Below are 25,200 nucleotides of genomic sequence, written 5' to 3'. Positions count from 1 at the left end.
AACGTTATGGCGCCCGGATCGCTAAAGGCCTGATTGCCGATCTTCAGAAACAATCTGGGAGCTTCATCGCGACCGTGGAATCGAAGGACAGCGGGAGGCAGCAGATCAGAGCGCGTCGGGTCTTGCTTGCAACAGGCGCACAGGACATCGAGCCGAACTTTCCGGAGCTGCCTGATGCTGTGCAGCGTGGTTTGGTCCGCTACTGTCCCATCTGTGACGGTTACGAGGCTCGTGACCAAAAGATTGCGATTATCGGACATGGAACTCACGGTCTTGGCGAGGCCATCTTCATTGCGCGGACCTACTCTGACGACGTCACCCTGCTGACTTTAGGGAAGCGGATGGAGCTTGATCAGAAGCAAAGACAACGAGTGGAAGAACACAGAATAAAGGTTGTTGAAAGCCCCATTGATGCGCTGGAGATCCGAGACGACCGGATTGCGGCGCTGCGTATTGATGGGGCTAATATGAGCTTTGACGTTCTCTACTCGGCACTCGGCCTCAGATTTCGTACCGGCCTTGCATTAGCCCTGGGTGCTCAGCACGATGACACCGGCGCGCTTATCGTTGATCACCACAATCAAACCACTGTTCCGGGGCTTTACGCGGCCGGAGCGATTGTGCGCGGCCTTGACCAGATCGTAGTGGCCATGGGCCATTCCGCCATCGCTGCGACTCACATCCACAATCACTGCGAACTACCGACTGAGGAAGAACCTGGTGGAGCAGAGGAGTGAGAAGGCACAGCAACCTGTTCCGACGCTGGATTGTAGCCTATTCTGCGGCCTCGCGCGCTGGCGCAGATCTGCTGCGACGACTGCTGAGCTGACATGGAGGCTGGTGCTGGCCGGTATAGACCGAGATCAGTCGTGCTTTAGACCAGTCGACATTGTGGGCGAACGTCATTGGAAGCGCGCTCGCGTCGCTCAAGAAGGCAGACGATGACGCAGTTCAGCTATCATATCTCGCACGAGCAGTTCTCTCCAGGTGATCTCCTCGACCTGGTTCGGCGTGCCGAGGACGCAGGGTTCGACGCAGCGTTCTCGTCCGACCACCTGCAGCCCTGGGCACCAGCACAGGGCCATTCCGGCTTTGCCTGGGCTTGGCTAGGCGCCGCACTCCAGGCCACGAAGCGGCTGAGCTTCGGCGTCATCAGTGTGCCAGGAGGCTGGCGCTACAGCCCCGTTGTCCTGGCGCAGGCCATTGCGACACTCGGCCAGATGTTCCCCGGCAGGGTTCCCTGGGTGGCTCTGGGCAGCGGCCAGGCAGTCAACGAGGCGACTACCGGGCAGCTTTGGCCCGAGAAGGCCGAGCGAAACGCCCGTCTAAAGGAAGGCGCGGAGATCATCCGTGCTCTGCTGGCTGGCGAGACGGTCACCCATCGCGGCCGCGTCTCGGTGGTCGACGCTCGCATCTGGTCACGGCCAGAGCAACCCACTCGTCTTGTTGGCGCCGCCACCAGCGAGGCAACAGCGGAATGGCTTGGTGGCTGGGCCGATGGGCTGTTGACAGTTGGAACCCGCCCCGCGGCGCTCAGGCGAACCATTGAGGCGTTCCGTCGCGGTGGTGGCGAAGGCAAGCCCATCTATCTGAAGGCAGATGTCAGCTGGGCCGCCTCGGAGGAGGAGGCGTTACGGCAGGCTCATGAGCAATGGCGCTTCAATCTGCTAGGCGGCGATGTAAATTGGGAGCTCCGTACGCCACAACAGTTTGAGACCGCCGCGCGATTCGTGCGGCCAGAGGACATGCGAGAAGCCGTCCTGATCTCGGCCGATCCAGCTCGCCATGCGAGCTGGCTTGCTGAATGTGTTGAGCTCGGATTCGATAGTATCGACCTGCACCAAGTCGGTACGGATCAGCGCGGCTTCATCGACACCTTCGGCGAGAAGGTCCTGCCGGCGCTGCGAGACTGAGGTCCGGGAGGCGGGACGCGTCGTATCGGTCGCGGTGACCATCGCGTTGGGCGTCAACACGGATGGCCGCCGCGAGGTGCTGGGCATGGCGGTGGGGGCCTCGGAGGCGGAAGCCTTCTGGCTCGAGTTTCTGCGTTCCCTGACCCGCCGCGGTTTGCGAGGCGTGAAGCTCGTCGTGTTGATTGCCACTGAGAGCCGGGAATTCCCGCACTTTCCGTGCTGCTGGATGGCAGGTGCAGCGTCGGGGACGCAGATGAGGCACTGGTTGTCCCTCACTCTTGAGATCTGTCATGCTCAAGCATCTGCTGCCCCTGATCCCGGAGGGGCTGCTGGTCCGGCAGATCCTGCCGGCGCCGGGCGGCCTCGTCATCGTGGCCGCCTCTCGCGACGGCAAGGCGGCCTGCCCAGACTGCGGCGCCCCGTCAACGGTGGTGCACAGCCGGCATGAGCGCCACCTGCAGGATCTGCCTTGGCAGGGCCGCCCGGTGACCCTGCAGATCCAGGCGCGCAGGCTGCGATGCCAGAACCCAGCTTGTCAGCGTCAAACCTTTGCCGAGCGCCTGGTCGAAGGTGCGGCCGTTGCGGCACGCCGCACCCGCCGGCTGGACGATCTCCAGCGGCACCTTGGTCTGGCCCTGGGCGGCGAAGCCGGCGCGCGCCTCGCGATGCGACTGGCTGTTCCCATCAGCGCAGACACGTTGCTCCGCATGCCTCGCCGGCAGAACCCGTCCTCGGAGCCCAGTCCACCGCCGCGGGTGCTCGGGGTCGATGACTGGGCCTGGCGCCGCGGCCGTCGGTACGGCAGCATTCTCGTTGATCTGGAGCGGAACCGGGTGCTCGATCTCCTGCCAGACCGGCAGGCGGAGACGCTGAGGGACTGGCTGCGGCGGCATCCTGGCATCACGATCGTCGCCCGTGATCGGGCCTGCGCCTATGCCGACGGTGCTCGCCAGGGCGCGCCCGATGCGGTGCAGGTCGCCGACCGCTGGCACCTGCTCCGCAACCTTGGCGGTGCCGTCGAGGCGGTGGTGGAGCGCCATCATGCTGTGATCCGGCAGATCGGCAAGGACGTGGCGGCCGATGTTGCCGTCCCGGCCATGCCCTCAGCAGCCCGGCAATGCCAGGAGGCGAGACATCCTTGACGGCAGGCACGCTACAAGGAGGCCGCCCGCCTGCACGCGGCGGGCACTTCCATCAGTCAGGTGGCCCGCCAGCTCGGTGCCGATCGCAAGACGCTGCATCGCTGGCTGCGGGCTGGAGCTGCCCCAAGCTGGCCTATGCCGCGGCGCGGCAGCATCCTGGATCGCCATCGCGCCGTTCTGGAGCGGCGCTGGACCGAGGGTTGCCATAACGCTGCCCGGCTGTGGCGGGAACTGGTGCGCAGTGGCTTTGCAGGTCGCCCCTCGGTGGTCAGGGCCTGGGCCACCGAGAGACGCAGGACCGAGCCCGTCGCATGCCCACGCCCTGCACTAACCGGAGATCCTACCTGGCGGCCACCCACGCCTCGCCGCGCCACGCGCTTGCTGATGGCGAACGGCGAAATACCCACTGAACTGGACCGCGCCTTCGTCATGCGCCTGCTGGGCGAAGTACCCGTGCTGCAAGCAACAGTGGCTGTCGCGAAGCGCATCGCCCGCCTGCTGCGGCGGCAGAGCGACGACAGGCTCAATGCGGTATCGGACGAGGCCGTTGCCACCCCTCTCGCGAGCTTTGTCGCCGAGTTGCGCAAAGACATCGCGGCTGTGCAAGCCGCACTCGAGTTGCCCTGGAGTACCAGCCCTGTCGAGGGCCAGATCAACCGGCTCAAGATGATCAAGCGCACCATGTACGGCCGCGCGGGCTTTGCACTCCTCCGTGCCCGCGCCCTCCAGGCGCATGACCCTCATCCAGCGGAACAAGATATGCGGGAGAGCCCAATTCCCAACGGCCATCAACACGCCCGGCTGAACGCCTTGCCAAGCCGTCCCGACAGCCGGAGCGCGATCTGCTGTCCTGGAACCTTCGTCCGTGACCCGCCTGCGCGTCAGGAATAGGCTGTGCCTGCAGACACCGGAGGGGAGCCATGGCAGAAGCGCCGCCGCCGTCGGGGACCGGGTCGCCGCAGCTCGACCTGCTTGAGGCCTGGCTCAACTCGGATCATGCGCCTGAGGATGCGATGGGCTTGTCGGAACTCGATGGGTTCCTGACCGGCATTGTGGCCGGCCCGCACATGATCATGCCCAGCGAATGGCTGCCTGTCATCTGGGGAGGCGAGGAGCCGGTGTTCGCGGACGCTGCCGAGGCGGAGACCGTGCTCGGGGCCATCATGGCGCGCTACAACGGGATCATCCACACGCTGCGGGATGAGGCAGGCCCCCTCGAGCCGCTGTTCCTGACGGACACCGCAGGAGAGGTGATCGCCGACTTCTGGGCCAAAGGGTTCCTGGAAGCCATCAGCCTCCGACCCGCCGCCTGGGATCCGCTGTTCAGCCACCGGGACGCCAGCCCGCTGATGATGCCGATCCTCATCCTGGCGCAGGATCCAGACAATCTTGATCTCGAAATTGATGATGAACGTCTCGACGCGTTGCTTGTCGAAGCGCCGGATATGATTGCCCCCTGCATTGCCGCCATCACCCAGTTCTGGAAAGCCAGGCGCACCTATGGCCGCGTTCCGAAAATCGGGCGCAACGCACCTTGTCCCTGTGGCTCAGGCCGCAAGTTCAAGTTCTGCTGTGGCAAAGGCTGATCCCCAGCGCGAGCCGAAGCCCGACGTGATCAGGGACAGCAGATACTTGAGCATAGGCAAGCCTTAACAGCGAGGAACAACCTGTGCCTCAGGCGCTGTGCCTGCCACCCCAGCAGCACGGGAAATGCGGGAGATCCCAGGTCTCAGTGGCAATCAACACACTGGTCAATGTCCGCGACGACGGCCTCCATCATTTCCTCCTTCCCGCCGGGAAAGAAGTTGTAGAGGCTGCCCTCACGGAGCCCGGTCGCCTTGGAAAGGATCGACAAGCTCGCACCCTCGAAGCCAGGCTCGCGAAACGCCTCCGCCAGAGATGGCAGGGCGTCAGCACGATCAGTAAGGGCACGCCTCGCGTTCAGAGGCCGAGATCGCTGAGCGAGGGGTGATCGTCCGGACGACGGCCGAGCGGCCAGTGAAATTTGCGCTCGCTCTCCGCGATCGGAAGGTCGTTGATGGAGGCGATGCGCAGTGCCATCAGCCCGGCGTCATCGAACTCCCAGTTCTCGTTGCCGTAGGATCGAAACCACCCGCCGCTAGCGTCGCGCCACTCGTAAGCGAACCGCACTGCGATCCGGTTGCCGGCGTGCGCCCAGACCTCCTTTAGAAGGCGGTAGTCCAGCTCCTTCGTCCATTTGCGCGTCAGGAAGGCAACGATCGCGTCTCGGCCGGACAGGAACTCACTCCGGTTCCTCCAAATGCTATCGGGCGTGTAAGCCAGCGACACCTTCTCCGCGTGGCGGCTGTTCCAGGCATCTTCAGCCATACGGGCTTTCTGCGCCGCTGTTTCAGAGGAGAAGGGAGGAAATGGCGGTCGAGACATAGTTGCACCTGCAAGCTGGCTTGTACTGATCGGTCGCTTAGCTGTTGAAGCATCAACGCCGCTTACCGCACAGTGGAGCGGCCGGTATGGCCGGCCGATCTTTTCTCAAAACTCGTTGACGTGCTCCCCTTATCCTTCAGCGTTGGCACGATCCGGCGCCTAAGCGAACTGGCAAGGTCTGGACTGCATCAGAAATCCTCCAATCAAAGAAGAATAAAATGACCAAGAAGCCAAGCCGGGTGCGTGTCCTGATGATGCCGTATCAGGATGACGAAGATACAGACCCGGTGGGTTAGGCCGGCCCCGATACGTGTCGCCGTTCGTACTACTATAGAACCGTTGGATACCGCCATGCTCCACCTCTTATCGCCCGCCCGGGCCGTTGGCGCTACGGCTTGGTCGAGAGCTATCCATCCACCATCGGTTTCTCGACGGCTTAGGAGGCCCACTTGTGGAGGAGCGGCACCAAGTGCGCGAGAACGAGTTCAGGAGCCTGACGGTGGGGGAAGTGACCCAGACCTGGAAGCGCGACCCGGCCATAAGGTCCGCCGAACAGCCCCTCCTTACCCTCGGATGTCGATGGGGCGTTGCAGGGGTCACTCTTGCCATGCAGTACAAGCGTTGGCACCCGGATCGTCGGTGTTTCGGCGAGCTGTCGCTCAATGTCGCGGCAGCTGGGGTCCTCGTCGGCCAGCCCCCAGCGCACACGATATGAGTGGAGCACCACATCGGCCCAGTCGGGGTTGTCGAACGATGCTGCCGTCGCGGCGAATTCCGCGTCAGCGACGGTCCAACCGGGGTTCCAGATGTCCCAAATGTAGCGCGTGAGCGTGACCCGTTCCGCGCGGACCATGGCTTCACCGCGTGGAAGCGCCATGAGCCAGTGGTACCAGTAGTTCTGCGCCTGCAATAGGGAGAGCGGCTGGTCCGGCCCATTGGTGCCCCACCCCACCGACATGGCGGCACAGCAGTCGATGCGCTCCGGCGCTAGGTTGGCTGCTATGTAGGCCGCTCGCGCACCCCAGTCGTGACCAACGACCGAGAAACGCTCAAGTCCGAGCGCGTCGGCAGCCTCGAGTACGTCCCGGCCGAGTGCCGACAGCTGGCCTGATCGCATCATGGCCTCGCTGCGGAAACGGGTCGGCCCGCAGCCGCGCAGATATGGAGCGAAGGTGCGGAAGCCGTTCATGTGCAAGGTGGGCAGCATCCGATCCCACGTTCGCGGGCTGTCAGGCCAGCCATGCAGCAGGAGAACCGCCGGCCCGTTCGCCGGCCCCGCCATCTCCACTGCCAGCTCGAGCGAGTTCGTGTGGACACTCCGCAGCTCTACCGCTTCCTGGTTGATCACCTGAACCTCCGGGCTCTCGTCTCGTGTGGCTACGAACTTCATCCATCTCGGGAATATCAGAGCCCCAGAGGCCGATTGGGGCTGTCCAGAAACTCGACCGTCACGAATGCGATTGGAGTGTCGCCAATATTGGTCAGGTCATGCGCCATCGACGATCCGCCGGGAAAGTGCAGGTGAAGGGTCTCACCACGCTCATATTCATACAGCCGGACACTGCCGTCGCCGTAACGCGATCGCGCTCGGCCGGGTAGCAGTGCCGTCCAGAAGTAGTTGAGGACATGCCGGTGAAACGGGAGACGCTCCCCCGGCTCCAAGTTGATCATCCAGACCCGCACGAGCGGCGTTTCCGACACAAGCTGCTGGCCGACACGACCGTTATCTTGGTTCGCCTCGAGTTCTCGAAGCGCTTCCTTAGTCCAGTCATCCGGCGCGTCGGCGAACCCGTGCACCTTCACAGCAGTCAGTGGCATGGCAGTATCTCCGCCCAGAGGTAGACGAGACAAGCACAATCCAGCGGTAGCTCGGGGTTGGTCGCGATGACGCGGGAATGGCGACCTCGATCTCCAAGCACCCGGTTGAACAGATGAGAGGCGCCGTCCAGTACCCGGGGCGTCTCGATGAAGCCGGGCGCGACGTTCAACACGCCCTCGACGCGCACCAGCCGCACGATCCTGTCCGGCGATCCTGCCGCCTTCGCAACCTGAGCGAGCCCGAACAGCGCGGACAGCTGGCACGCGGCATAACCCTGCTCCAAGGTGAGTTCCTGCCCGATCTTCCCGCGGTAGGCGAGCCTACCATCCGGGGCCCAAGGAAGCTGGCCGGAGGTGTAGACCATGGTGCCCACGATCGAGAAGGGCTCGTAGTCCGCGACTGCCGGCGGCGCCTCGGGTAACGTTAGGCCGAGCGCAGCGAGTTCGCGTTCCACCGTGCCGGGAGATATGGCGCTTAAATGGTTCATGCTGCCGTCTGCGGGTGCGGCGCGGTCGAGCCGTGCTGAAGATCGTCGTCAAGCTGGCTGACCCGTTCGTTGCCAAGGTGGAGCCGCGACAGCGCTTCAAGGGCGGCTTCACCAATGCGGTGCTCGGCGTCCCGACGAACGAGCACCGTGGCCCGATCCTGTCCGCCCAAAAGACCTCTGGGTTCACGAAGAGCGCGTATCCGGTAGCGAGCGTGCAACCATTGTGGATGCCAGAGCGGGATAACGATCCAGCGCTTCACCTCGACCGCCTGTATGAACCGCCGGAAACAGGCACCCTCTGTACCGGTGCGGAATTCATAGCCTGCCGCCGCCAACCCGTATTGGTCCACGATCGCCTGTGAAAAGCGGCTGATGCCCGCTCCCGGATTAATGCCCTGGATCAGCCGCTCCATACGATCGAGGACCGATGGGCTGAGGAGGTCGGCGATTTCGGCTACGGCCCCCTCGGGAACATAGTCGGGCACTCCCCAGATGCAGTAGGGCTCGTAGATAGTTGCAAGCTCGCGGACATCCCCCTCGATGGGTGCAAGGTAAGCGCCGTGACTTGCGGGTAGCCAAGCTGAGACAAGCAAGTCCACCTCGCCACAGCCGAGGCGGCGGAACATCTCCTCGTGCGGGGCTGCGCTTCGAGTGATCGCGTGGCCATGAGCGGAAAGCACCCGCTCCACCTCGTGGGCTGAAGCGGCATGGAAGCTCAGGTCGATGTGACCGACGCGTATGGGTCCATTCATGCGATGGTCTCCTCAAGCGCCAAGATTGGCGCACAGGGTCTGCAGGGCCACAGTCAGCTTCGCATGTTCGGCATGCGATTATGAATGACTGAGTAGGCGGGGAGCGCGGGTCAGTTGTGGAGGCCACCCGGCGTGCACGAGGGGATTTCGAGTAGCCCCTCGGAGCGGGAGATGCTCCTGAGAAGCGCAGCGAAGGACCGCGTGAGATCACGCTTCGGCTGGAGGAGCATATGCGAAACCGCATTAGCTCCCATCGCCTGATCACCAACTTCAGGCGGGCGCCGAAGCTACACGAACCCGCGACACCCGCGTGAGACCTAGGCGATCAGATCGATGGTCAGCTTGCCGCGTGCGGTCCGCTCCTCGATGGCGGCATGGGCGTCGGCGACCTCAGCGAGCGTGTAGCGGCGTTCATCGAGTTGCGGGACCAGTAGCCCAGCCTCCACCAGTTGGGCCGCCTCGCGCAGTATCTCACCATGATGCGCGCGTCCCTCACCTGTGAGGAGCGGCAGCAGCGTGAACACGCCGGAATAGGTGCCGGCACGGAACGATAGCGGGGCGAGCGCATGCGTGCCCCAGCCGAGCGAGCTCACCACATGGCCGAAGCGCGCAACCGCGCGGAAGGACGCGTCCAGCACCGGACCGCCCACCGTGTCATAGACGAGATCGAAGCCCTTCCCGCCGGTGTGGTGCGCCACATAGTCCTCGACCGGCATGTCGCGGTCGATCGGCGTGGCGCCGAGGCCCGCCAGGAACTCGGCACGCTCTGCAATATCCGTCGCATAGACCTCGGCTCCGCGCGCCTTGGCGATCTGGACGGCCAAGTGTCCGACGCCTCCGGCGCCGCCCTGGACCAGCACGGTCTGCCCAGGCTGGACGTCAGCGCGATCGACCAAACCCTCCCATGCGGTGATGAAGACCAGCGGCACCGCGGCGGCCTCGCGCATCGACAGGCGCGCGGGCTTGGGGGCGAGAAGCGCGGCATCCACCGACGCGAACTCGGCCAGGCTGCCCTGATGGCCACCGACGCCGCCCGTCATACCAAAGACCTCGTCGCCGGCCTCAAACTGAGACACGCCGGCGCCGACGGCTTCGACTGTCCCGGCGAGATCGATGCCCAGCACGGCAGGGAGCGGGTGGCGGGCGTGATCGGCGCGGCCGGCGCGGATCTTGGTGTCGAGCGGGTTCACGCCACTCGCATAAATCCGCACCAGCACCTCGCCCGCCCGCGCCACGGGGACGGGCAGGTTCTTGATGCGGAAGGGACCGTCATGCTCCTCGACGACGGCGGCGCGCATGTTCTCAGCCATACTATTTTTCTCCTTGGATGGGTCATGGTGAAGGGGGCGAGTCACGGCCTAGCCGCGACGGAGGGCGCGCCGTCCGCCCAGTCCTGTCGGGCGGGGGCGAAGAAATCGATATCGATGCTGTCTTCGGTGCAGCGGAACTCGTGCGGCACGTTCGGCGGGATGATCAGCACCGAGCCGGCGGTGAGCACATATCTGTTCTCCTGCGAGAAGACTTCGCACCGGCCTTGGGTGATCCAGGTGATCTGCTCGTTGGCGTGGTGGTGGAGCGGAAAGACCGCGCCGGCCTCCACCGTCCATTTGACGATCGTCGACTGACTCCCACTGAGATATTGCCGCTGGATCAGCGGCGACACCTGCTCGATCGGCTGCGCACCGACATCGTAGAGCATCGGCGCGGCCGCATTATGGGCGCTGACGCTGGGGATGACGCCCCGGCCCGGCGCAGGCGTGACCGCCGGCGGGGTGGATTGGGCCGGCGCAAGCTGCGCGAAGGCGGGCGCTGCCGAACATGCCGCGAGGGCGATCGGTAAAAGGGCGAGCAATCGATTTCGCATCGGCTTCTCCACGGATCCGGAGGACCTCTCCAGCTGCGAAGAATCTCAGCGCTTCACCTATGATTAGCTACCGCCAGTTTCGCACGGATGCTATTCATCAGCGCATGAACCATGCACGCCTGGACTGGGACGACCTGCGCCTCTTCCTCGCGATCGCACGCGCAGGCACGCTCACCGCCGCTGCGCCGCAACTCCGCCTCAGCCAGCCCACCGCCGGGCGGCGGCTCCGATCGCTCGAGGAGGTATGCGGTTGCGCCCTGTTCCAGCGGACGCCCACCGGCTTTCGCCTGACGGACGAGGGCGAAGCCATGCTCCGGCATGCCGAGCGCATGGAGGAGGAAGCGCTCGCGCTGCAGCGGCAGTTCGCCGGCAATGACGGCGAGTTACAGGGCCAACTCCGCATCTCCTCGTCCGACTGGTTCGCCAATCTTGTGCTGGCGCCGGCCACTGCCGCCTTCAGCCTCCTGCATCCGTTGGTCACGATCGAGATCGTCGCCGACTTCCGCCTGCTCAGCCTCGACCGGCGGGAGGCGGACCTGGTGTTCCGCTTGCTGCCCTTCGACGCGCCGGATGTTGTCCAGCGGCGCTTCACGCATATCGGTTACGATCTCTTCGCCTCGCCCGCCTATCTGGCGGAGCGCGGCGCGCCCGAAGCGGCAGACGACGGTGACGGACATGCGTTGGTGGGCATGGATACGCAGTTCGACGCGCTGGCCGACGTTGCTTGGCTGCGTCGGCGCTTTCCGCGGGCGCGCTTCGCTGTCCGCAGCAACAGTCGTGAGGTGCAGGCGACCGCCTGCGCCCGCGGGGCCGGACTGGCGGTGCTGCCGAGCCTTATGGGACAGCAGCTCGGCTTGACTCGCCTTGAAGTGGACGAGCCTTTGCCCGGGCGGGAAATCTGGCTGGGCTACCACACCGACCTGAAGCGGCTGCGGCGGCTGCGCGCGCTTGTGGATCATCTGTCCGAGGCCGTCAGCGACCCGCTCTAGCCGTCCCGATTATGCATTCAGAATTGAATGACGGTCATGCCATGTTGGCCGTGGCCGATCGAAATTGAAGCGACGATCTTTGCTCCCGTCAGACGAGGAGCCCGATCATGCCGTTTCCGACACCCGCCCGGATTCGCCGAAGCTTCGCTCACCGTAGCGCCCTCCTGTCGATGGCTTCCGCCGCCGCGATGCTGTTCTCGGCGGCGGCCATGGCGCAGCAATCCGCTCCGGCGCCTGCGCTGACGGTCGCTGCCGAGAGCGCCTCGATGGTCTGGAACGGAGTTGCCGTAGCGGGTGAGCGCGTGTTCGTGGCCGGGCCGCGCTGGACCGGCTCCAGCGGACCGGCCGTCGGGATCGTCAGCGGCGAGGCCGTGCGCCCCTATCCGGATGCCGCCTCGAACCGCTGGCGCCCCGGCAGCGACCCGGCACGTGCCTTCGTCAACGTTAACGCGATCCATTTCGATCGCCACGGCACGCTGTGGGTGGTCGATACCGGTGCGCCGGATTTCGGCGGCGATCCGATCCCAGGCGGCGCGAAGCTGGTGAAGATCGACCTGGCCACCGACCGCGTCGTGCGCATCTATCCCTTCGCGTCGCACGTCGCGCTGCCCGGCAGCTATGTCGACGATGTCCGGCTTAACGGGCGCCACGCCTATCTCACCGATGCGGGCCGACCGGGGCTGATCGTTCTGGACCTCGAGACCGGCGCTGCCCGCCGCGTGCTCGACGGCCATCTTTCGGTGACCGCACCTGCCGACCGAGATATTGTGCTGTCCGGCCAGGTGCTACGCACTGCCGACAGCACGCCGCTGCGGGTCCATTCCGACCCGTTTGAGCTTAGCCCTGATGGCCGCTGGCTCCATTATGCGCCGCTGGAAGGGCCGTGGTCGAGGATCGAGACGCGCTACCTCGACGACGCCGCGCTCACTGCCACCGACCTCGCCGCGCATGTCGAGCCCTGGGCCGATCTTCCGCCTGTCGGCGGCACGGCGATGGACGCGGACGGCAGCCTCTATTTCAGCGATCTCGGCTCCGACGCGATCAAGCGCCGCGCGCCCGACGGGACGATCACCACCATCGTTCAGGACCCGCGTCTCCACTGGGTCGACGCTCCATTCATCGACGAACGCCGCCGGCTCTGGCTGCCGGTCCCGCAAATGGATCGCTCGCCGAATTTCGTAGGCGCCGATCGCCCGCGCGAATGGCCGGTGCGGCTCTACCGCATCGACCTGCCCGACTAATTTCCCCGGCCCAACATCTCGACAGGAATGACTATCATGAAGAAGCTCGTACCTACCGTTGCGCTGACTGCCCTTGCGCTCACCGCCAGCACTGCCGCCCTGGCCCAGACCACGGGGGCCGCACCCGCCAAGCCCACGGTCATCCTTATCCACGGCGCGTTCGGCGACCCCGAAAGCTGGGACAAGGTGATCCCCCTCCTGCAGAAGCAGGGCGTGCCGGTGGTCAGCGTGTCGATCCCGCTCACCTCGCTTGCCGATGACGCGTCCGCGACGCAGCGCGCGATCGATCGCGTAGCCGGTCCGGTGGTGCTCGTCGGGCATAGCTGGGGCGGAACCGTGATCACCGAGGCCGGCAACGATCCCAAGGTGCGCGCACTGGTCTATGTCGCAGCCTTCGCCAACCGGCCGGGCGAGAGCGTGGCCGATATGAGCAAGGGCTTTCCGCAGGCGCTTGGTCTTTCCGCACTCGAAGTCGATGGCCAGGGCTATGCCCGCATGAGTGACACGGGGTTCGCCAAGTTCTTCGCACCGGGCGCTACGCAGGCCGAGCGCGGGCTGATGTCGGCGGTGCAGGGTCCGATCAACACCGCGTCCTTTGGGCAGCCCGTGACGCACGCCGGCTGGCAGGGTAAGCCAAGCTGGTTCGCGCTCACCACCCATGACCAAATGATCGTGCCTGCCATGCAGGAAGCGATGGCGAAGCAGATCGGCGCCCATGTGACCCGGATCGCAGGCGATCACGGCGCGATGGTCTCGCATCCGACCGAAGTGGCTGATGTGATCCTCGCGGCCGAGGCTGCCGTCGACTGATTTATGGCGGCACCACGTGCCGCCATTCACCCGTGCATGGTGCTCATACGAAGCTGGTGCTGGAGCAAGGCAGCCGCGTGGGCGACCACAAGCACATCGATCCAACGAGGAGCTTTTCCATGAAGGCCGTCGGTTATTACACTTCAGGCAGCATCGACCGAGCAGACGCGCTGCTGGATCTCGAACTGCCTGCGCCCGAGCCGGGGCCGCGCGACCTGATCGTCCGCGTGAAGGCGATCTCGGTCAATCCGGCCGACACCAAGTTTCGCGGCGGCGCGACCCCGCCTGAAGGCGCCGCCAAGGTCCTCGGCTGGGATGCCGCAGGCGTGGTTGCGGCGGTCGGCTCCGAAGTGACCCTGTTCGGGGTCGGAGACGAGGTCTTCTATGCCGGCGACATGACCCGGCCCGGCGCCAATGCCGAGCTTCACACAGTCGACGAGCGGATCGTCGGACACAAGCCGCGCTCGCTCGGCTGGGCCGAGGCCGCGGCGATGCCGCTGACCGCGCTCACTGCTTGGGAGCTGCTGTTCGACCGGCTACGCGTGCCCTATGGCGAGGGACGCAGCCAGGGCACTTTGCTGGTCATCAACGGCGCCGGTGGGGTCGGCTCGATCCTGACCCAGATCGCCCGCAAGCTAACCGGCTTGACCGTGATCGCCACCGCCTCACGCCCGGAGACGATCGCCTGGGTGCAGGAGATGGGCGCACATCATGTGATCGACCATCACAAGCCGCTCGACGAGGAACTCGCCCGCATCGCCATCCCGGAGGTCGACTATGTCGCGAGCCTCACGGGAAGCGAGCGCTACCTGCCGCTCTTCCCCAAGATCATCGCGCCCCAAGGCCATCTGGCGCTGATCGACGATCCCGAGCAGTTCGACATTGCCAAGCTGAAGCGTAAGTCGATCACCGTCGCCTGGGAGCTGATGTTCACTCGCGCCGCCTTCCAAACGCCCGACATGATCGCGCAGCATGAGATCCTTGAGGAGGTCTCCGCACTGCTGGATCGCGGCGTGCTGCGGACGACGATGACGCAGCAGGACTCGCCGATCAACGCCGCCAACCTCAAGCGCCTGCACGCCACCGCCGAAAGCGGCCGCGCGGTCGGCAAGCTCGTGCTCGCCGGTTTCTGAGCCCACCGGGGAAAGAAGAACAATCAAGCACTTCGGCAGTCTGTGACGCGTGGCACAGCACCGCCGTTCGATGCAGTTCGTATCCGCCTGCTTTCTTTTCCCGATCGATAGGACCTGACCAATGACCAAGACTTGGCTAATCACAGGCTGTTCAAGCGGCTTCGGCCGAATCCTTGCAGAAGCAGTGCTCGCCCGCGGTGACCAGGCGATCATCACCGCCCGCGATCCCGAGAGCCTTCGTGACCTCGTGGCGCGCTATCCGGACGCGGCCCACGCAATGACGCTGGACGTGACCAAGGCCGGAGATGCGGCGGCAGCGGCGGCGGAGGTGGAAGCACGTTTCGGCGGCCTCGACATCCTGGTGAACAATGCTGGCTTCGGTTTCGTCGGCGCCGTCGAGGAAAGCGAGCCCGCTGAATACCGACCGATGTTCGAGACGAATGTGTTTGGTCTCATTGAGACTACGCGCGCGGTGCTGCCAGCGCTGCGCCGGAGCGGCGGTGGACGCATCGTCAACTTCTCGTCGGTGGGCGGCATCACTGGTCGAATGGGATTTGGGCTCTACAATGCAACCAAGTTCGCAGTCGAAGGACTGTCCGAAGCGCTGGCCGAAGAGGTGGAGCCGTTCGGCATCAAGGTCGTCATCGTCGAGCCGGGAGCGTTTCGTACCGATTTCTTGGGCCGGTCGATCGCCAGCGCAGCGAACGTCCTGCCGGCCTATGCCGAGACCGCTGGTTGGACGCGCCAATATCGCGAAGACGACGACGGCAGCCAGGCGGGCGATCCGCAAAAAGCGATCGCGGTGCTGTTAAAGGCGGTCGACGAGGCTTCGCCGCCACTGCACCTGCCGCTGGGCAAGGACGCCTATGCCCGCGCTCGCGCCAAATTCGCTGCCTTTCAGGCCGACATGGCGGCATGGGAGGCGCAAGCGACCGACACCGGGTTTGAGGCCTGAGCCCGAGTCGCAGATGCGCCACCAGCTCAGGTTGCTGGCGGAGCAGATCATCGTGCAGGGGCTGCTGTCCGGCATCGTCGCGCTGTTCGCCTTATAGCGCGCGGGGGAGTGTATCAAGCGACATCAGGAACCCGGCCACCGGCGACACTGAGAACCCAGCCGCCTCCGCTACTGTGATGCCCCGGCGGGTTCCGGTGCGGGTGTTGCCTTGAGCAGCCCCGAGCGGCGTTTCTCTCGCAGCCGATAACTGTCGCCGCGGATGGTCAGCACGTGGCTGGCGAGGGTGGTGAAGGCAACAGCCGCAATGGCTATGGCCAGAAGTCGGTGGTGACCGACAGCGGCAAGCTGACCCTGGAGATCCCGCGAGACCGGCAGGCGAGCTGCGATCCGCAGCTGATCGCCAAGTACCCGCGGCGCTTCCCCGGCTTCGATGACAAGGTCATCTCGCTGTATGCCGGCGGCATGAGCGCACGGGCGATCGTGGGCCATCTGCGCGAGCTCTACGGCATCGAGGTGTCGCCGGACCTGATCAGCGCTGTCACCGACGCTGTGAATAGACGTCCAAATGTGACCCCGTGAAAACTGCTCCTATACCTTTGAGGTTTCTGCTGATTTCGCTCAGAGGGCGGGGTCCCAATCGGCGCCGACCGGGACCCCGGCACACAACCTAATCTGCAAGCGGATCCAACAGGTTATGAGTTATTCAGGGTGGGGTCCGATTGGGCTCTGTCGCTGAATGCGTGCTCGTTCCACGTTTCTGGGGAGGCTTGCTTCCGCGGAGACTCCCTCGATGCCCGACCTCGACCCGAGTGCCTTGTTGCCTCCCGGCTTGGTGGTGGATGAGGTCGCAGTCGGCCCCGATCTGATCAGCATCCCGGCCCATCCTGTGCAGACCTGCGGAACCTGCCCTACGTGCGGCCTTCGCTCTGATCGCGCCCACTATGTGGAGATCCTGCGCGCGGAAGGCTTCGTGGTGGAGGAAGGTTCCGGTGATATGCCCACCGCCTTCATGGCCAGCTGGGGGCAGGGGGAGGGGCCGGTGCTCGCCAGCTTCTCTGAGTACGACGCGGTGCCTGGTAATTCGCAGCAGGTCGTACCTTACCGGGCGCCGCGCGAAGGACTGCATCCCTATGCCGCGGGGCATACCGATCCGCACTCTGTTCTCGGAACCGCCTCGCTGACCGCCATCCTTGCGGCGAAGGCCGCGATGCAAGCGCATGGCGTCTCTGGCACCTTGAAGCTGTTCGGCGAGCCGGCTGAGAAGGTGTGCGGCTCCAAGCCGATCCATGCCGCCAAGGGCTATTTCGATGGCCTGGACGCCGCCGTGGTCTGGCACCCCTGGCCCAGCAACACCGTGACTGGAGAGACGCATTTCGGCGCCTACTGGAGCGCCATTATCAGCTTCGAGGCTGAGGCACCCGAGAAATGGGTCGACCCGCGCCTGATGCCGATTGACGCCTCGCATGCCATCGCGCGTTGTCCGGGTGCGGTTGATGCGCTGTGCCTGATGTATACCACAACAAAGTACACAAAAGAGGCAATGTTCCCGCACAGCGGATCCTGGACGCTGAACGAGTTCATTCTAGGCGACGGCGGCGCCACCTCGGACAATCTCACCCCACGCTTCAGCCAGATCCAATATTCCTGGCGATCCTCGTCGCTCGGAATTCAGGAGCAGATCTGGAAGGTGCTGGCCAACAATGCTCGGCACGTAGCGGCCACAACGGGCTGCGGTGCCTTTGTGCGATGGGTGACGAAGACGCGGGTCGGCCTGCCCAACACGGCAATGACCGAGCTAACCTGGGCCAATCTGCAGGCCGTGGGCGCGCCATCCTATTCTGAGGAGGCATTGAAATTCGGTCGGGCCATCCAACGCGAGTTGGGCCTGGAGCCGATGGCCGATCCGTTCATCCCAGGCGTTACGCGCCTCACCTCGCCCGAGGAGAATGAAGCGAAGCTGCGCGATGGCCTTCCGCCCTGGCAGAAGCACCTCTCAGCTGACGACTATGTCGAGTATTCCTGGCATTGCCCAACGGTGCGGCTGCTGGCCGCTCGGCCCCGGCTGCGCCCGCCGACGCCAGGCTATGCCTATCCAGCATGGGCTTACAACGCGCTGGGTGGACTGCCGGCCGCGGTTGATCCGGGCATGTTTGTGGCTGGCCGCACCATGGCGCTGACCCTCCTGGATCTCGCTGCGAAGCCCGGCGCGCTGCAAGCAGCGCAGGCCGAGTTCCGGGAACGTACAGGTGGCGGCGTGGGCGGCACGCAATGGGTCGGACCACTTCTCCCTAAAGATTTCGAGCCGCCGGTCGACTTGCGCTGGCCGGAATACGTCTCCACTCCGCGGGGAGAGGAATGGTGCATTCCGACACCACGGGAAGGTACCGGCGCCGGGGAGGCCCTTTAGCGTAGAGCGCCATCCCGCTCTAGGAGGCCTCCGGCCGCGCTTGTTGGTCGGCCGCCGTCATCCGGCGCAGCACCATCAGGCCCTGGTCGCGCGCCAGGGCCTCCACCGCCTCGGGCGAGACGGGAGGTTCTGCTGTATCGTTTGCAGGTCGAGGTGTTCGCAGCCATGCTGGGGGCATTGTCACGTTGTTTGGTGACCGGGCGCGCAGGCTGCGTCGCGCCACCAAACTCGCCTGGTCACCAAACAACGTGACAATGCCGCCGCGGTGGTTGCTGTGCTCTTCGCCATGAATCGGCTTGGCGTGCGCCACCTGGCACCTTACCTTCTTCTCGGGCTTCTGCTCTGGGTGCTGGTGCTCCGCTCCGGCGTCCATGCCACGCTCGCCGGGGTGATCCTTGCCTTCACGATCTCCTTGCAAGGTACGCCCGGGCGGCCGGACGCGGGGCACGGCAGCCCTCTGCACCGGCTGGAGCAGCTGCATCTGCCTGTCGGCTTCCTCATCGTGCCGATCTTCGGGCTTGCCGATGCCGGTGTGCCTTTCCTGGGCCTGCCTGCCGAAGCGCTGGCGGCGCCTGTTACGCTTGGTGTCGGATTGGGGCTGCTGGTCGGCAGGGTGGTCGGCGTAATGGGCTTTTTCATGCTGGCCATCCGCCTCGGACGGGCGGACATGCCAGCTTATGCGAGGCGGCTCCAGCTGGCAGGGACGGCGCTGCTCTGCGGAAGCGGCTTCACCATGAGCCTGTTCATGACTCTTCTGGCCTTTCCCGGTCACCCGCTGTGCAGGCGGAGGCGAAGATTGGCATCCTCGGCGGCTCCTTCCTCGCAGGGCTCCTGGGCTATGCCCTGCTGCGCGTGGCGCCGCAGGATTGGCCAGGAACTCCGTCATGCTGAGCCCAAGGTTGGGAAGGCGTGCCGGCCCTGCTCTTCTGCTGCGGTGGGGCGGGATGCCGGTTCTGACAACTCCTGCCGGGTCTGCCTCCTCGAATATGGGGGCAGGGCTTACGGCGCAGTTCTGCGCAGGAACCGGAACAGGTGCCAAGCGACCAGGGCTGTACCCACTATAGCCAGGCTGGCGAGCAGCGCATTCGGCCAGCCTTCCATTTCGCTGAACAGTCCCATAGCCCAGCCTGCAACCCGACCAGGCATCAACAGTAACGGTGCCCAAACCATGGCGGATGAGATGTTGGCAAGTTGGAAGTGCCAGTGCCGCATACCTGACAGTCCGGCCACTACCGGAATGAAGGCGCGCAGCGGGGCAAAGAAGCGGCTGAGGAACACCGCCCACAATCCCCAACGCCGAAAGCCAATTCGCGCCCGGGCATAAAGCCGCCGATAGCGCCGCGGCAGGCGGCGGCGCACCATCCCTGGCCCCCAGCGGCGCGCCATGATGTAGCCGGTGCTGTCGCCCAGAGCTGCGCCAAGGCCAGCGCCCAGCAGCACCTGCCATGCCGGCAGCGTACCGCTGACGATCAGCATGCCCGCCGCGAAGAGCAGTGCCGAGCCGGGAATGAAGAGCCCCACTACCGGCAGGGATTCGGTGAAGGCCAGCAGGAAGGCCACCGGCCCCGCCCAGTCCTGGTAGTAGGAGACCCAGTCCAGGAAGGGGCCGATGATCCGCTCCTGCATCGTGCCGCCTTGGCTACAGGCTGGTTGCCAGGGCCGCGCGGCGCTGGGCGCGCTGCTGCCGCAACAGGGCGAAGATGGCCCAGGCGAGCAGCGCGAAGGTAACGGCCAGGAAGCTGGCGCTGATCGGCCGCTCCAGGAACACCATCGGGTCGCCACGTGAGAGGAGCATGGCACGCCGCAGGTGCTCCTCCATCAGCGGGCCCAGGATGAAGCCCAGGATCAATGGCGCTGGCTCGAACTTCAGCAGCATCATGCCATAGCCGACGATGCCGAAGATCAGGACCAGCAGGATGTCGAAGGCGCTGTTGTTGACGCTGTACACGCCGATGCAGATGAACAGCAGGATGGCTGGGTAGAGGATGCGGTAGGGGATGGAGAGCATCTTCACCCAGATACCGATCAGCGGCAGGTTCAGGATCACCAGCATGACGTTGCCGATCCAGAAGCTGGCGATCAGCCCCCAGAACAGCTCCGGATGCTCGGTCACGAGGCGCGGTCCGGGCTGAATGCCCTGAATGATCATGGCCCCCAGCATCAGCGCCATCACCGCGTCGCCAGGAATGCCCAGGGTCAGCGTCGGGATGAAGGCCGTCTGGGCGGCGGCATTGTTGGCGGATTCCGGAGCCGTCACACCCTCGATCGCGCCCTTGCCGAACCGGCTCGGATCACGCGCCACCTTCTTCTCGATGGCATAGGACATGAAGGAGGCGATGGTGGCGCCCGCACCTGGCAGCGCGCCAAAGATGGCGCCAACGCCCGTGCCGCGCAGCATCGGCAGGGCGGAGTCCTTCATGTCGCGCGCGGTCGGCACCATGGAGCGCAGCGTGATCTTTTCCTTTGCCTTCTGTCCAACAAGCATGCGGTTGATCGAGGCAATGACCTCGGCCACTCCGAAGAGCCCCATGGCAAGTGCCACCAGACTGATGCCGTCGGACAACTGCGGGATGCCGAAGGTGAAGCGCTGCTGGCCGGTCTGCACGTCGGTGCCCACCATGCCGAGCGCCAAGCCCAGCAGCACCATCGAGATGCCCTTCACCGGCGATCCCTGCGCCAGGGTCGCCGCAGCCACCAGGCCGAGCAGCATCATGGCGAAGTAGTCGGCCGGGCCGAAGGAGAGTGCCACATCCGCCAGCAGCGGCGAGAAGGCCGTCAGGATGATGATGCCCAGGCTGCTGCCGACAAAGGAAGCCACCGTGGTCATCAGCAGCGCCACACCAGCGCGGCCCTGCTGCCCCATCGGATAGCCGTCGAGGCAGGCGACGGCAGCCGAAGGTGTGCCTGGCAGGTTCAGCAGGATGGAAGCAGTGGAGCCGCCATACTGCGCGCCATAGTAGATGCCAGCCAGCATCACCAGCGCCGCGGTGGGCGGCACATGGAAGGTGAGCGGCAGCAGCATCGAGATGGTGGCCAGTGCGCCAATTCCCGGCAGCACACCGATGAAGGTACCGAGAAAGACACCGATGAAGCAGTAGAGCAGAGTCTGCGGTGCGAAGGCCTCGCTGAAGCCCAGCGCGAGGTTTGCGAACATATCCATCAGTGATTCCAACGGAAGGCAGGAATGGGAATACCCAACCCCTGCGTGAACATGGCCACGGCAATGGCGCTGAGCGCCACGGCAAGGACGGCGGTGAGGCGCAGATTGGGGCGCAACTCAGCCAAGGCCGCGAGAGCGGTCAGAACAAAGGTGGCTGGCACCAAGCCGAAGCGCTCCACCGTCAGCGCAAAAGCAAGAACCGCAGTGCAGATGGCCAGGAATGGCCGCCACTCGGGAAGTGGCATGCTGCCTGGCCGGCGGAGGGCAGGCAGCAGCAGCAGCAGGCCGAAAAGCATCACCAGCAGGCCGATGCAGAGCGGGAAGTAAGCGGGCCCCATGCGGCGCAGCGTGCCAAGATTGTAGTTCATCGCGTAGAGCGAGAACCACGCGCCTCCCGCCATCATCAGCGCACCGCCGATGATATCATTATAGTCTCTTGTGCCTTTCAACGGCGCTCCTCCTTTGAACTCGGAAATTTCAGCCCTTGATGCCGAGGCGCCTCATCCGCTCCCACAACGTGGTGCGGGAGACGCCGAGCAACTGGGCTGCCTCGCCCACGCGGCTGCCGGCACGGGCCAGCACGCGCCGGATATGCTCGCGCTCTGCGGCATCGCGGGCCTCGGCCAGCGAGAGTGGCGGAGCCTCCTGCGCCTGGGATTCGGGAAACAGGTCGGCTGCTTCCAGCCGCGTGCCCTCCGCCAGCACCATGGCGCGTTCGATACGGTTGCGCAGTTCGCGCACATTGCCAGGCCAGGGATGTGCCAGCATGGCATCGAAAGACGGCGCTGAAAGCTGAGGCTCTTCCTGCCCAAAGGCCGAGGCGAAGTGGCGCAGGAAATGCGCTGCCAGCGCGCCGAGGTCTTCTGGCCGTTCACGCAGTGGCGGCACCGTCAGTTCCACCACGGCGAGGCGATAGAACAGGTCCTCCCGGAAGCGGCCCTCTGCCACGCGCTCACGAAGGTCGGCATTGGTCGCAGCAACAATACGCGCCTGGAGCGGCAGCTCCTCCCGTCCGCCGAGGCGCGTGAAGCGCCGCTCCTGCAGCAAGCGCAGCAGCTTGGCCTGTGGGGCTGGCCCCAGTTCCGCTACCTCGTCGAGGAACAGTGTGCCTCCGGCGGCATGCTCGGCGAGGCCCGTCTGCCGCTCCATCGCACCTGTGAAGGCCCCGCGCTCATGGCCAAAGATCTGGCTTTCCAGCAGTTCGGCGGGAATGGCCGCGCAATTGATGGCAACGAACGGGCCTGCGGCACGGCTGCCATTGTCGTGCAGCGCACGTGCCGCCACCTCCTTGCCGGCTCCGCTTTCGCCGCCGAGCAACACGGTGGTATCCACGAGGCCAAGCTTCAGCAGGTGGCGGCGCAGCGTGCGCATGGCCGGCGACGACCAGCCGGCCATGTCCGCGGCGGGCGGGGCGGGCGCCGCCCAGCCGGCGTAGGCCGCCAGCTTGTCGATCAGGAGCTGCGCCGAGAAGGGTTTCTCCACATAGTCATCGGCGCCGGCACGCAGCAGGCGCACCGCCTGTGCCACGTCACCATAGGCGGTGACAACGATGATGGGCGTGCCGCCCAGTTCCGGCATCAGCCGGGTGAGCAGCGCCTCGCCATTGCCGTCGGGCAGGCGGATGTCGCAAACGATCAGGGTAGGCCGCTGGCGGCGGAGCAGCGCTTCGCCTTCATGCGCGGTGCGTGCCCAGAAGGTGGCAATGCCCTCCAGCGTCAGCCGCTGCACCAGGCTTTCGCCCAGCACCGTGTCGTCCTCGATCAACACCACGGAATGCGGGGTGGCAACCCGGCTCATGGCATCTCCTCCTCGCGGGCCGGCAGGTCCAGCGTGATACGGCTGCCTCGTGTCACATTCTCCACCCTGATGCGGGCGCCCAGGCTGGCGGCGAGCTGCGCCGCGATTTCCAACCCCAGTCCACCGGAGACGCCGCCAGTGGCGCCCGGGCCGCTGCCTGCGAGGCGCTGCTCCGCCTCTGCGGGCAGACCGCCCGCCTCGTCCTCAACGCGGACCGTCAGGAGTGCATCCGCTGCACGGTCCACACGCAGCCGGACCTGTCGGCCCGGCGGTGTGGCGGCCACGGCATTCAGCAGCAGGTTGAGGAGGAGCTGGCGCAGGCGCAGCGCATCAGTGGGGAAGGGCTCCGGCAGAGAAACGTGCCAGTCCAGCCCGACCTGGCCGCGTCGCGCCTCCGGCATGACCAGCAGGCGCAGATCTTCCAGGTCCTCGGCCGAGAGGGGACGGCGTTCGCCATCCTGCCGGTAGGTGGCGAGAGTGCTGCGAACCACCGCCTCGATCTGTCGCAGCCCTCGCTCTACGAGGTCAAGCGCCCGGCTGCGCACTTCTGAGTCGTCACCGAAACGACGCGCGGTTTCCAGGGCCGTCAACATGCCGGCGAGCGGATTGCGCACCTCGTGCGCCACGCTGGCGGCAAGGCGGCCGAGCATGGCGGCACGTTCTCGTTCGGCCAAGCGGCCAGACAGCTCCTCCCGCTCACGCAGACGAGCGGCCATCAGGTTGAAGGCTTCTGCCAACTGGTTGGCTTCGGCGTCACGCGGGGCTAGAGGGAGGGGTTCGAATCGCCCGGCACCGGCACGGTGCAGTGCCACCCTCAGGGCCAGGAAGGGCTGCATCAGCCGGCGCGCCACCAACATGGCGAGGCCAGCGGCCAGCGTGGCCAGCACGAGGTCGGCCACCGCCAGCATCCAGGTCACGTGGCGCTGCCGGCTGGCCTGCTCGGGGAAAGCGAGTTGCGCCGCCACCAGCGCCACAACCTCCTCATCCAGCATCAGCTCCCGCTGTACCCAAGCTGTGTCGTTGGCGGAGTTGAGCGACCAGTGCGAGCCGCCCTGCCCAAGGCCTACAGGCGGGCGGCCCTGCGGCTCACCAACATGGGCCAAGGCGCGACCGCTCGGATCAGCCACGATGATGGCCAGGTCGCTGACGCCACGTTGGAAGCCCATGCTGCGCTCCAGCGCAGCCTCCAGCCCCGCGATGTCGCCAGCGCGCAGCCAGGGCAGGGCGGTGCCAGCCAGGCTGTCGATGTAGACATCAGCCATGTGGGCCACACTGCTGTTTAGCTCCCGCTGCATGAAGTTCAGGGCGAGGTGTGTGGTTCCAACAGAGGAGATGAACACCGCCAGCCCTGCCAGGAGCGGCAGCCGCACGGCCAGGGGAAGCGAACGAAGGTGAGGAATCATGGACGTCAGGCATGCTCCGGCGGGTCCGTGTCCAACCGGCGCAGCAAAGCTCTGCCGGTCAGTCGCAGCTTGTGCACCTGCCGCCTGTTGGGGGGCAGCTGACATGCATAACTGCGGTAGGGCCTTGGCGTCGTACATCGGCGGCCACTGTGCAAGACCTTTGCCAGAGCAGAGAGCAAGCAAAGTCAACAACTTCGGCGCTAGGGGTCAGGAGAGATGTTGAGATCTACGAACGCTTCCACCAGTATTTGTTCAGAATCCTGAACATCATCAGCGAACGTTAGCCCTGCCTCCCGCCGCGCCTTTGCGTTCAGCAGGTGGATTGGCACCGTCAGGTTGGCCGGCCGCCAGCTTGCCCGAGCGTTCCACCTCCGGGTAGTCGGGTGGGATGACCGCACCTGCCTGCCCCAGCTTCGCCGGATATCGCTTCCCGTCCGAGATCATCAGCCAGGCGGTGTGGCTCTATTTCCGCTTTCCCCTCAGCTTGCGGATGGTGGAGGAAATGCTGGCCTTCCGCGGCATCGTCGTCAGCCATGAGACACTGCGGCAGTGGGGCCGTAAGTTCGGCCAGGCTTTTGCCAACCAGATCCGCCGTCGGCTGCGACTGCGTTGCATGGATCAGCTTGCAAGCGCAGTGATCCGCGGCGCATGCGCGGTCACGCGATACGGACATACTCCGGTCGCCCAAGCTCAAGCATACGGTTCAGCGCCCTGACAGTGACGGCCACCTCGGTTGCACGGCGCTCGTCGGTGCGTGAACGCAGCGCGCCGCCGATGATGCGCTTGAACCTGCTGATGTCAGCCTCGACCAAGGCGCGTGTGTGCGTATTCCGGCGATCATGATCGGCTGTTCCAGCCGAAGGTGATCACGTAATCCGGTGATCATGATCACCTGCCGCGCGTTGGGCGTGGCAGGGGATGG

Annotated in this window: 22 protein-coding genes and 5 pseudogenes; 14 read left to right on the top strand and 13 right to left on the bottom strand. The window is 65.3% G+C overall.

Annotated features, from left to right (window positions below; genetic code table 11):
- The 5 genes and pseudogenes from EBE87_RS22720 to EBE87_RS22700 all read left to right on the top strand — a co-directional run.
- The coding region (locus EBE87_RS22720; protein WP_147465044.1) for an NAD(P)/FAD-dependent oxidoreductase at window positions 1–737 on the top strand (737 nt) is incomplete at its 5' end.
- 204 nt (window positions 738–941) lie between these two features.
- Window positions 942–1,913, top strand: coding sequence for a TIGR03885 family FMN-dependent LLM class oxidoreductase (locus EBE87_RS22715; protein ID WP_120639472.1), 972 nt, complete (start codon window positions 942–944; stop codon window positions 1,911–1,913).
- Window positions 1,912–2,091 (top strand): annotated as a pseudogene (locus EBE87_RS22710) (transposase); the annotation flags it as partial. The gene EBE87_RS22715 and the pseudogene EBE87_RS22710, both read left to right, overlap by 2 nt.
- 112 nt (window positions 2,092–2,203) lie before the next feature.
- Window positions 2,204–3,787, top strand: a pseudogene (locus EBE87_RS22705) (ISL3 family transposase); the annotation flags it as partial.
- A gap of 188 nt (window positions 3,788–3,975) precedes the next feature.
- Window positions 3,976–4,641: a UPF0149 family protein gene (locus tag EBE87_RS22700; RefSeq protein ID WP_120639473.1), complete on the top strand. Its 666-nt coding sequence runs from the start codon at window positions 3,976–3,978 to the stop codon at window positions 4,639–4,641.
- A gap of 143 nt (window positions 4,642–4,784) precedes the next feature.
- Here EBE87_RS22700 and EBE87_RS29955 read toward each other — a convergent pair whose 3' ends face one another.
- The 8 genes from EBE87_RS29955 to EBE87_RS22660 form a co-directional block, all read right to left on the bottom strand.
- Window positions 4,785–4,952, bottom strand: coding sequence for a TetR/AcrR family transcriptional regulator (locus EBE87_RS29955; protein WP_267898274.1), 168 nt, complete (start codon window positions 4,950–4,952; stop codon window positions 4,785–4,787).
- Between the two features lie 44 nt (window positions 4,953–4,996).
- Window positions 4,997–5,461 (bottom strand): nuclear transport factor 2 family protein, encoded by a 465-nt coding sequence (locus EBE87_RS22690; RefSeq protein ID WP_120639474.1) that lies wholly within the window; start codon window positions 5,459–5,461, stop codon window positions 4,997–4,999.
- Between the two features lie 436 nt (window positions 5,462–5,897).
- A complete protein-coding gene (locus EBE87_RS22685) occupies window positions 5,898–6,809 on the bottom strand; it encodes an alpha/beta fold hydrolase (protein ID WP_199707578.1) in 912 nt (303 codons plus the stop codon).
- Between the two features lie 56 nt (window positions 6,810–6,865).
- Window positions 6,866–7,279: a cupin domain-containing protein gene (locus EBE87_RS22680; protein ID WP_199707580.1), complete on the bottom strand. Its 414-nt coding sequence runs from the start codon at window positions 7,277–7,279 to the stop codon at window positions 6,866–6,868.
- A complete protein-coding gene (locus tag EBE87_RS22675) occupies window positions 7,270–7,767 on the bottom strand; it encodes a RidA family protein (protein WP_120639476.1) in 498 nt (165 codons plus the stop codon). The genes EBE87_RS22680 and EBE87_RS22675 overlap by 10 nt, the downstream gene beginning before the upstream one ends.
- Entirely contained in the window at window positions 7,764–8,519 is a 756-nt protein-coding gene (locus EBE87_RS22670) for a glycine betaine ABC transporter substrate-binding protein (RefSeq protein ID WP_120639477.1), read from the bottom strand. Before EBE87_RS22670 ends, EBE87_RS22675 begins: the two co-directional genes overlap by 4 nt.
- 317 nt (window positions 8,520–8,836) lie before the next feature.
- Window positions 8,837–9,829, bottom strand: a complete 993-nt coding sequence (locus EBE87_RS22665; protein ID WP_120639478.1) for a zinc-dependent alcohol dehydrogenase family protein — start codon at window positions 9,827–9,829, stop codon at window positions 8,837–8,839.
- 41 nt (window positions 9,830–9,870) lie between these two features.
- On the bottom strand, window positions 9,871–10,395 hold the full coding sequence (locus tag EBE87_RS22660) for a cupin domain-containing protein (RefSeq protein WP_199707582.1): 525 nt from the start codon (window positions 10,393–10,395) through the stop codon (window positions 9,871–9,873).
- Between the two features lie 92 nt (window positions 10,396–10,487).
- On the opposite strand from EBE87_RS22660, the gene EBE87_RS22655 reads away from it, so the two are divergent.
- The 8 genes and pseudogenes from EBE87_RS22655 to EBE87_RS22620 all read left to right on the top strand — a co-directional run.
- Complete coding sequence (locus EBE87_RS22655; protein WP_120639480.1) at window positions 10,488–11,372, top strand: LysR family transcriptional regulator; 885 nt, start codon at window positions 10,488–10,490, stop codon at window positions 11,370–11,372.
- A gap of 107 nt (window positions 11,373–11,479) precedes the next feature.
- The gene (locus EBE87_RS22650; RefSeq protein ID WP_120639481.1) at window positions 11,480–12,613 is read left to right on the top strand and encodes an L-dopachrome tautomerase-related protein; all 1,134 of its coding nucleotides are present in this window, start codon (window positions 11,480–11,482) and stop codon (window positions 12,611–12,613) included.
- 36 nt (window positions 12,614–12,649) lie between these two features.
- Window positions 12,650–13,423: an alpha/beta fold hydrolase gene (locus EBE87_RS22645; protein WP_120639482.1), complete on the top strand. Its 774-nt coding sequence runs from the start codon at window positions 12,650–12,652 to the stop codon at window positions 13,421–13,423.
- A 119-nt stretch (window positions 13,424–13,542) separates the two neighbouring features.
- The gene (locus EBE87_RS22640) at window positions 13,543–14,556 is read left to right on the top strand and encodes a zinc-binding alcohol dehydrogenase family protein (RefSeq protein ID WP_120639485.1); all 1,014 of its coding nucleotides are present in this window, start codon (window positions 13,543–13,545) and stop codon (window positions 14,554–14,556) included.
- Between the two features lie 121 nt (window positions 14,557–14,677).
- On the top strand, window positions 14,678–15,511 hold the full coding sequence (locus EBE87_RS22635) for an oxidoreductase (RefSeq protein ID WP_120639483.1): 834 nt from the start codon (window positions 14,678–14,680) through the stop codon (window positions 15,509–15,511).
- A gap of 279 nt (window positions 15,512–15,790) precedes the next feature.
- A pseudogene (locus EBE87_RS22630) lies at window positions 15,791–16,063 on the top strand (transposase); the annotation flags it as partial.
- Window positions 16,064–16,301: 238 nt separating this feature from the next.
- Entirely contained in the window at window positions 16,302–17,918 is a 1,617-nt protein-coding gene (locus tag EBE87_RS22625; RefSeq protein ID WP_233560158.1) for a M20/M25/M40 family metallo-hydrolase, read from the top strand.
- A 286-nt stretch (window positions 17,919–18,204) separates the two neighbouring features.
- Window positions 18,205–18,630, top strand: a pseudogene (locus EBE87_RS22620) (Na+/H+ antiporter NhaA); the annotation flags it as partial.
- A gap of 287 nt (window positions 18,631–18,917) precedes the next feature.
- On the opposite strand, the gene EBE87_RS22615 reads toward EBE87_RS22620, so the two are convergent.
- From EBE87_RS22615 to EBE87_RS22595, 5 genes are read right to left on the bottom strand one after another with little or no spacing between them, the layout of a single operon-like run.
- A complete protein-coding gene (locus EBE87_RS22615) occupies window positions 18,918–19,544 on the bottom strand; it encodes a DedA family protein (RefSeq protein ID WP_120640665.1) in 627 nt (208 codons plus the stop codon).
- A 13-nt stretch (window positions 19,545–19,557) separates the two neighbouring features.
- Window positions 19,558–21,078 (bottom strand): tripartite tricarboxylate transporter permease, encoded by a 1,521-nt coding sequence (locus tag EBE87_RS22610; RefSeq protein WP_120640664.1) that lies wholly within the window; start codon window positions 21,076–21,078, stop codon window positions 19,558–19,560.
- Window positions 21,078–21,527 carry a tripartite tricarboxylate transporter TctB family protein gene (locus EBE87_RS22605; protein WP_120640663.1) on the bottom strand — a complete coding sequence of 150 codons (450 nt, stop codon included), beginning with the start codon at window positions 21,525–21,527 and terminating at the stop codon, window positions 21,078–21,080. Before EBE87_RS22605 ends, EBE87_RS22610 begins: the two co-directional genes overlap by 1 nt.
- Window positions 21,528–21,555: 28 nt before the next feature.
- Window positions 21,556–22,875 carry a sigma-54-dependent transcriptional regulator gene (locus tag EBE87_RS22600; RefSeq protein ID WP_120640662.1) on the bottom strand — a complete coding sequence of 440 codons (1,320 nt, stop codon included), beginning with the start codon at window positions 22,873–22,875 and terminating at the stop codon, window positions 21,556–21,558.
- Window positions 22,872–24,137 (bottom strand): sensor histidine kinase, encoded by a 1,266-nt coding sequence (locus tag EBE87_RS22595; protein ID WP_158611665.1) that lies wholly within the window; start codon window positions 24,135–24,137, stop codon window positions 22,872–22,874. Before EBE87_RS22595 ends, EBE87_RS22600 begins: the two co-directional genes overlap by 4 nt.
- A gap of 529 nt (window positions 24,138–24,666) precedes the next feature.
- Here EBE87_RS22595 and EBE87_RS22590 point away from each other — a divergent pair.
- Window positions 24,667–24,876 (top strand): annotated as a pseudogene (locus EBE87_RS22590) (IS6 family transposase); the annotation flags it as partial.
- Between the last annotated feature and the right edge of the window lie 324 nt (window positions 24,877–25,200).

Origin of the sequence: Teichococcus wenyumeiae (assembly GCF_003696345.1) — a bacterium.
GTDB lineage: Bacteria > Pseudomonadota > Alphaproteobacteria > Acetobacterales > Acetobacteraceae > Pseudoroseomonas > Pseudoroseomonas wenyumeiae.
Note: the sequence above shows the minus strand (reverse complement) of the source record. Positions and strands in the feature narration are given on the sequence as shown.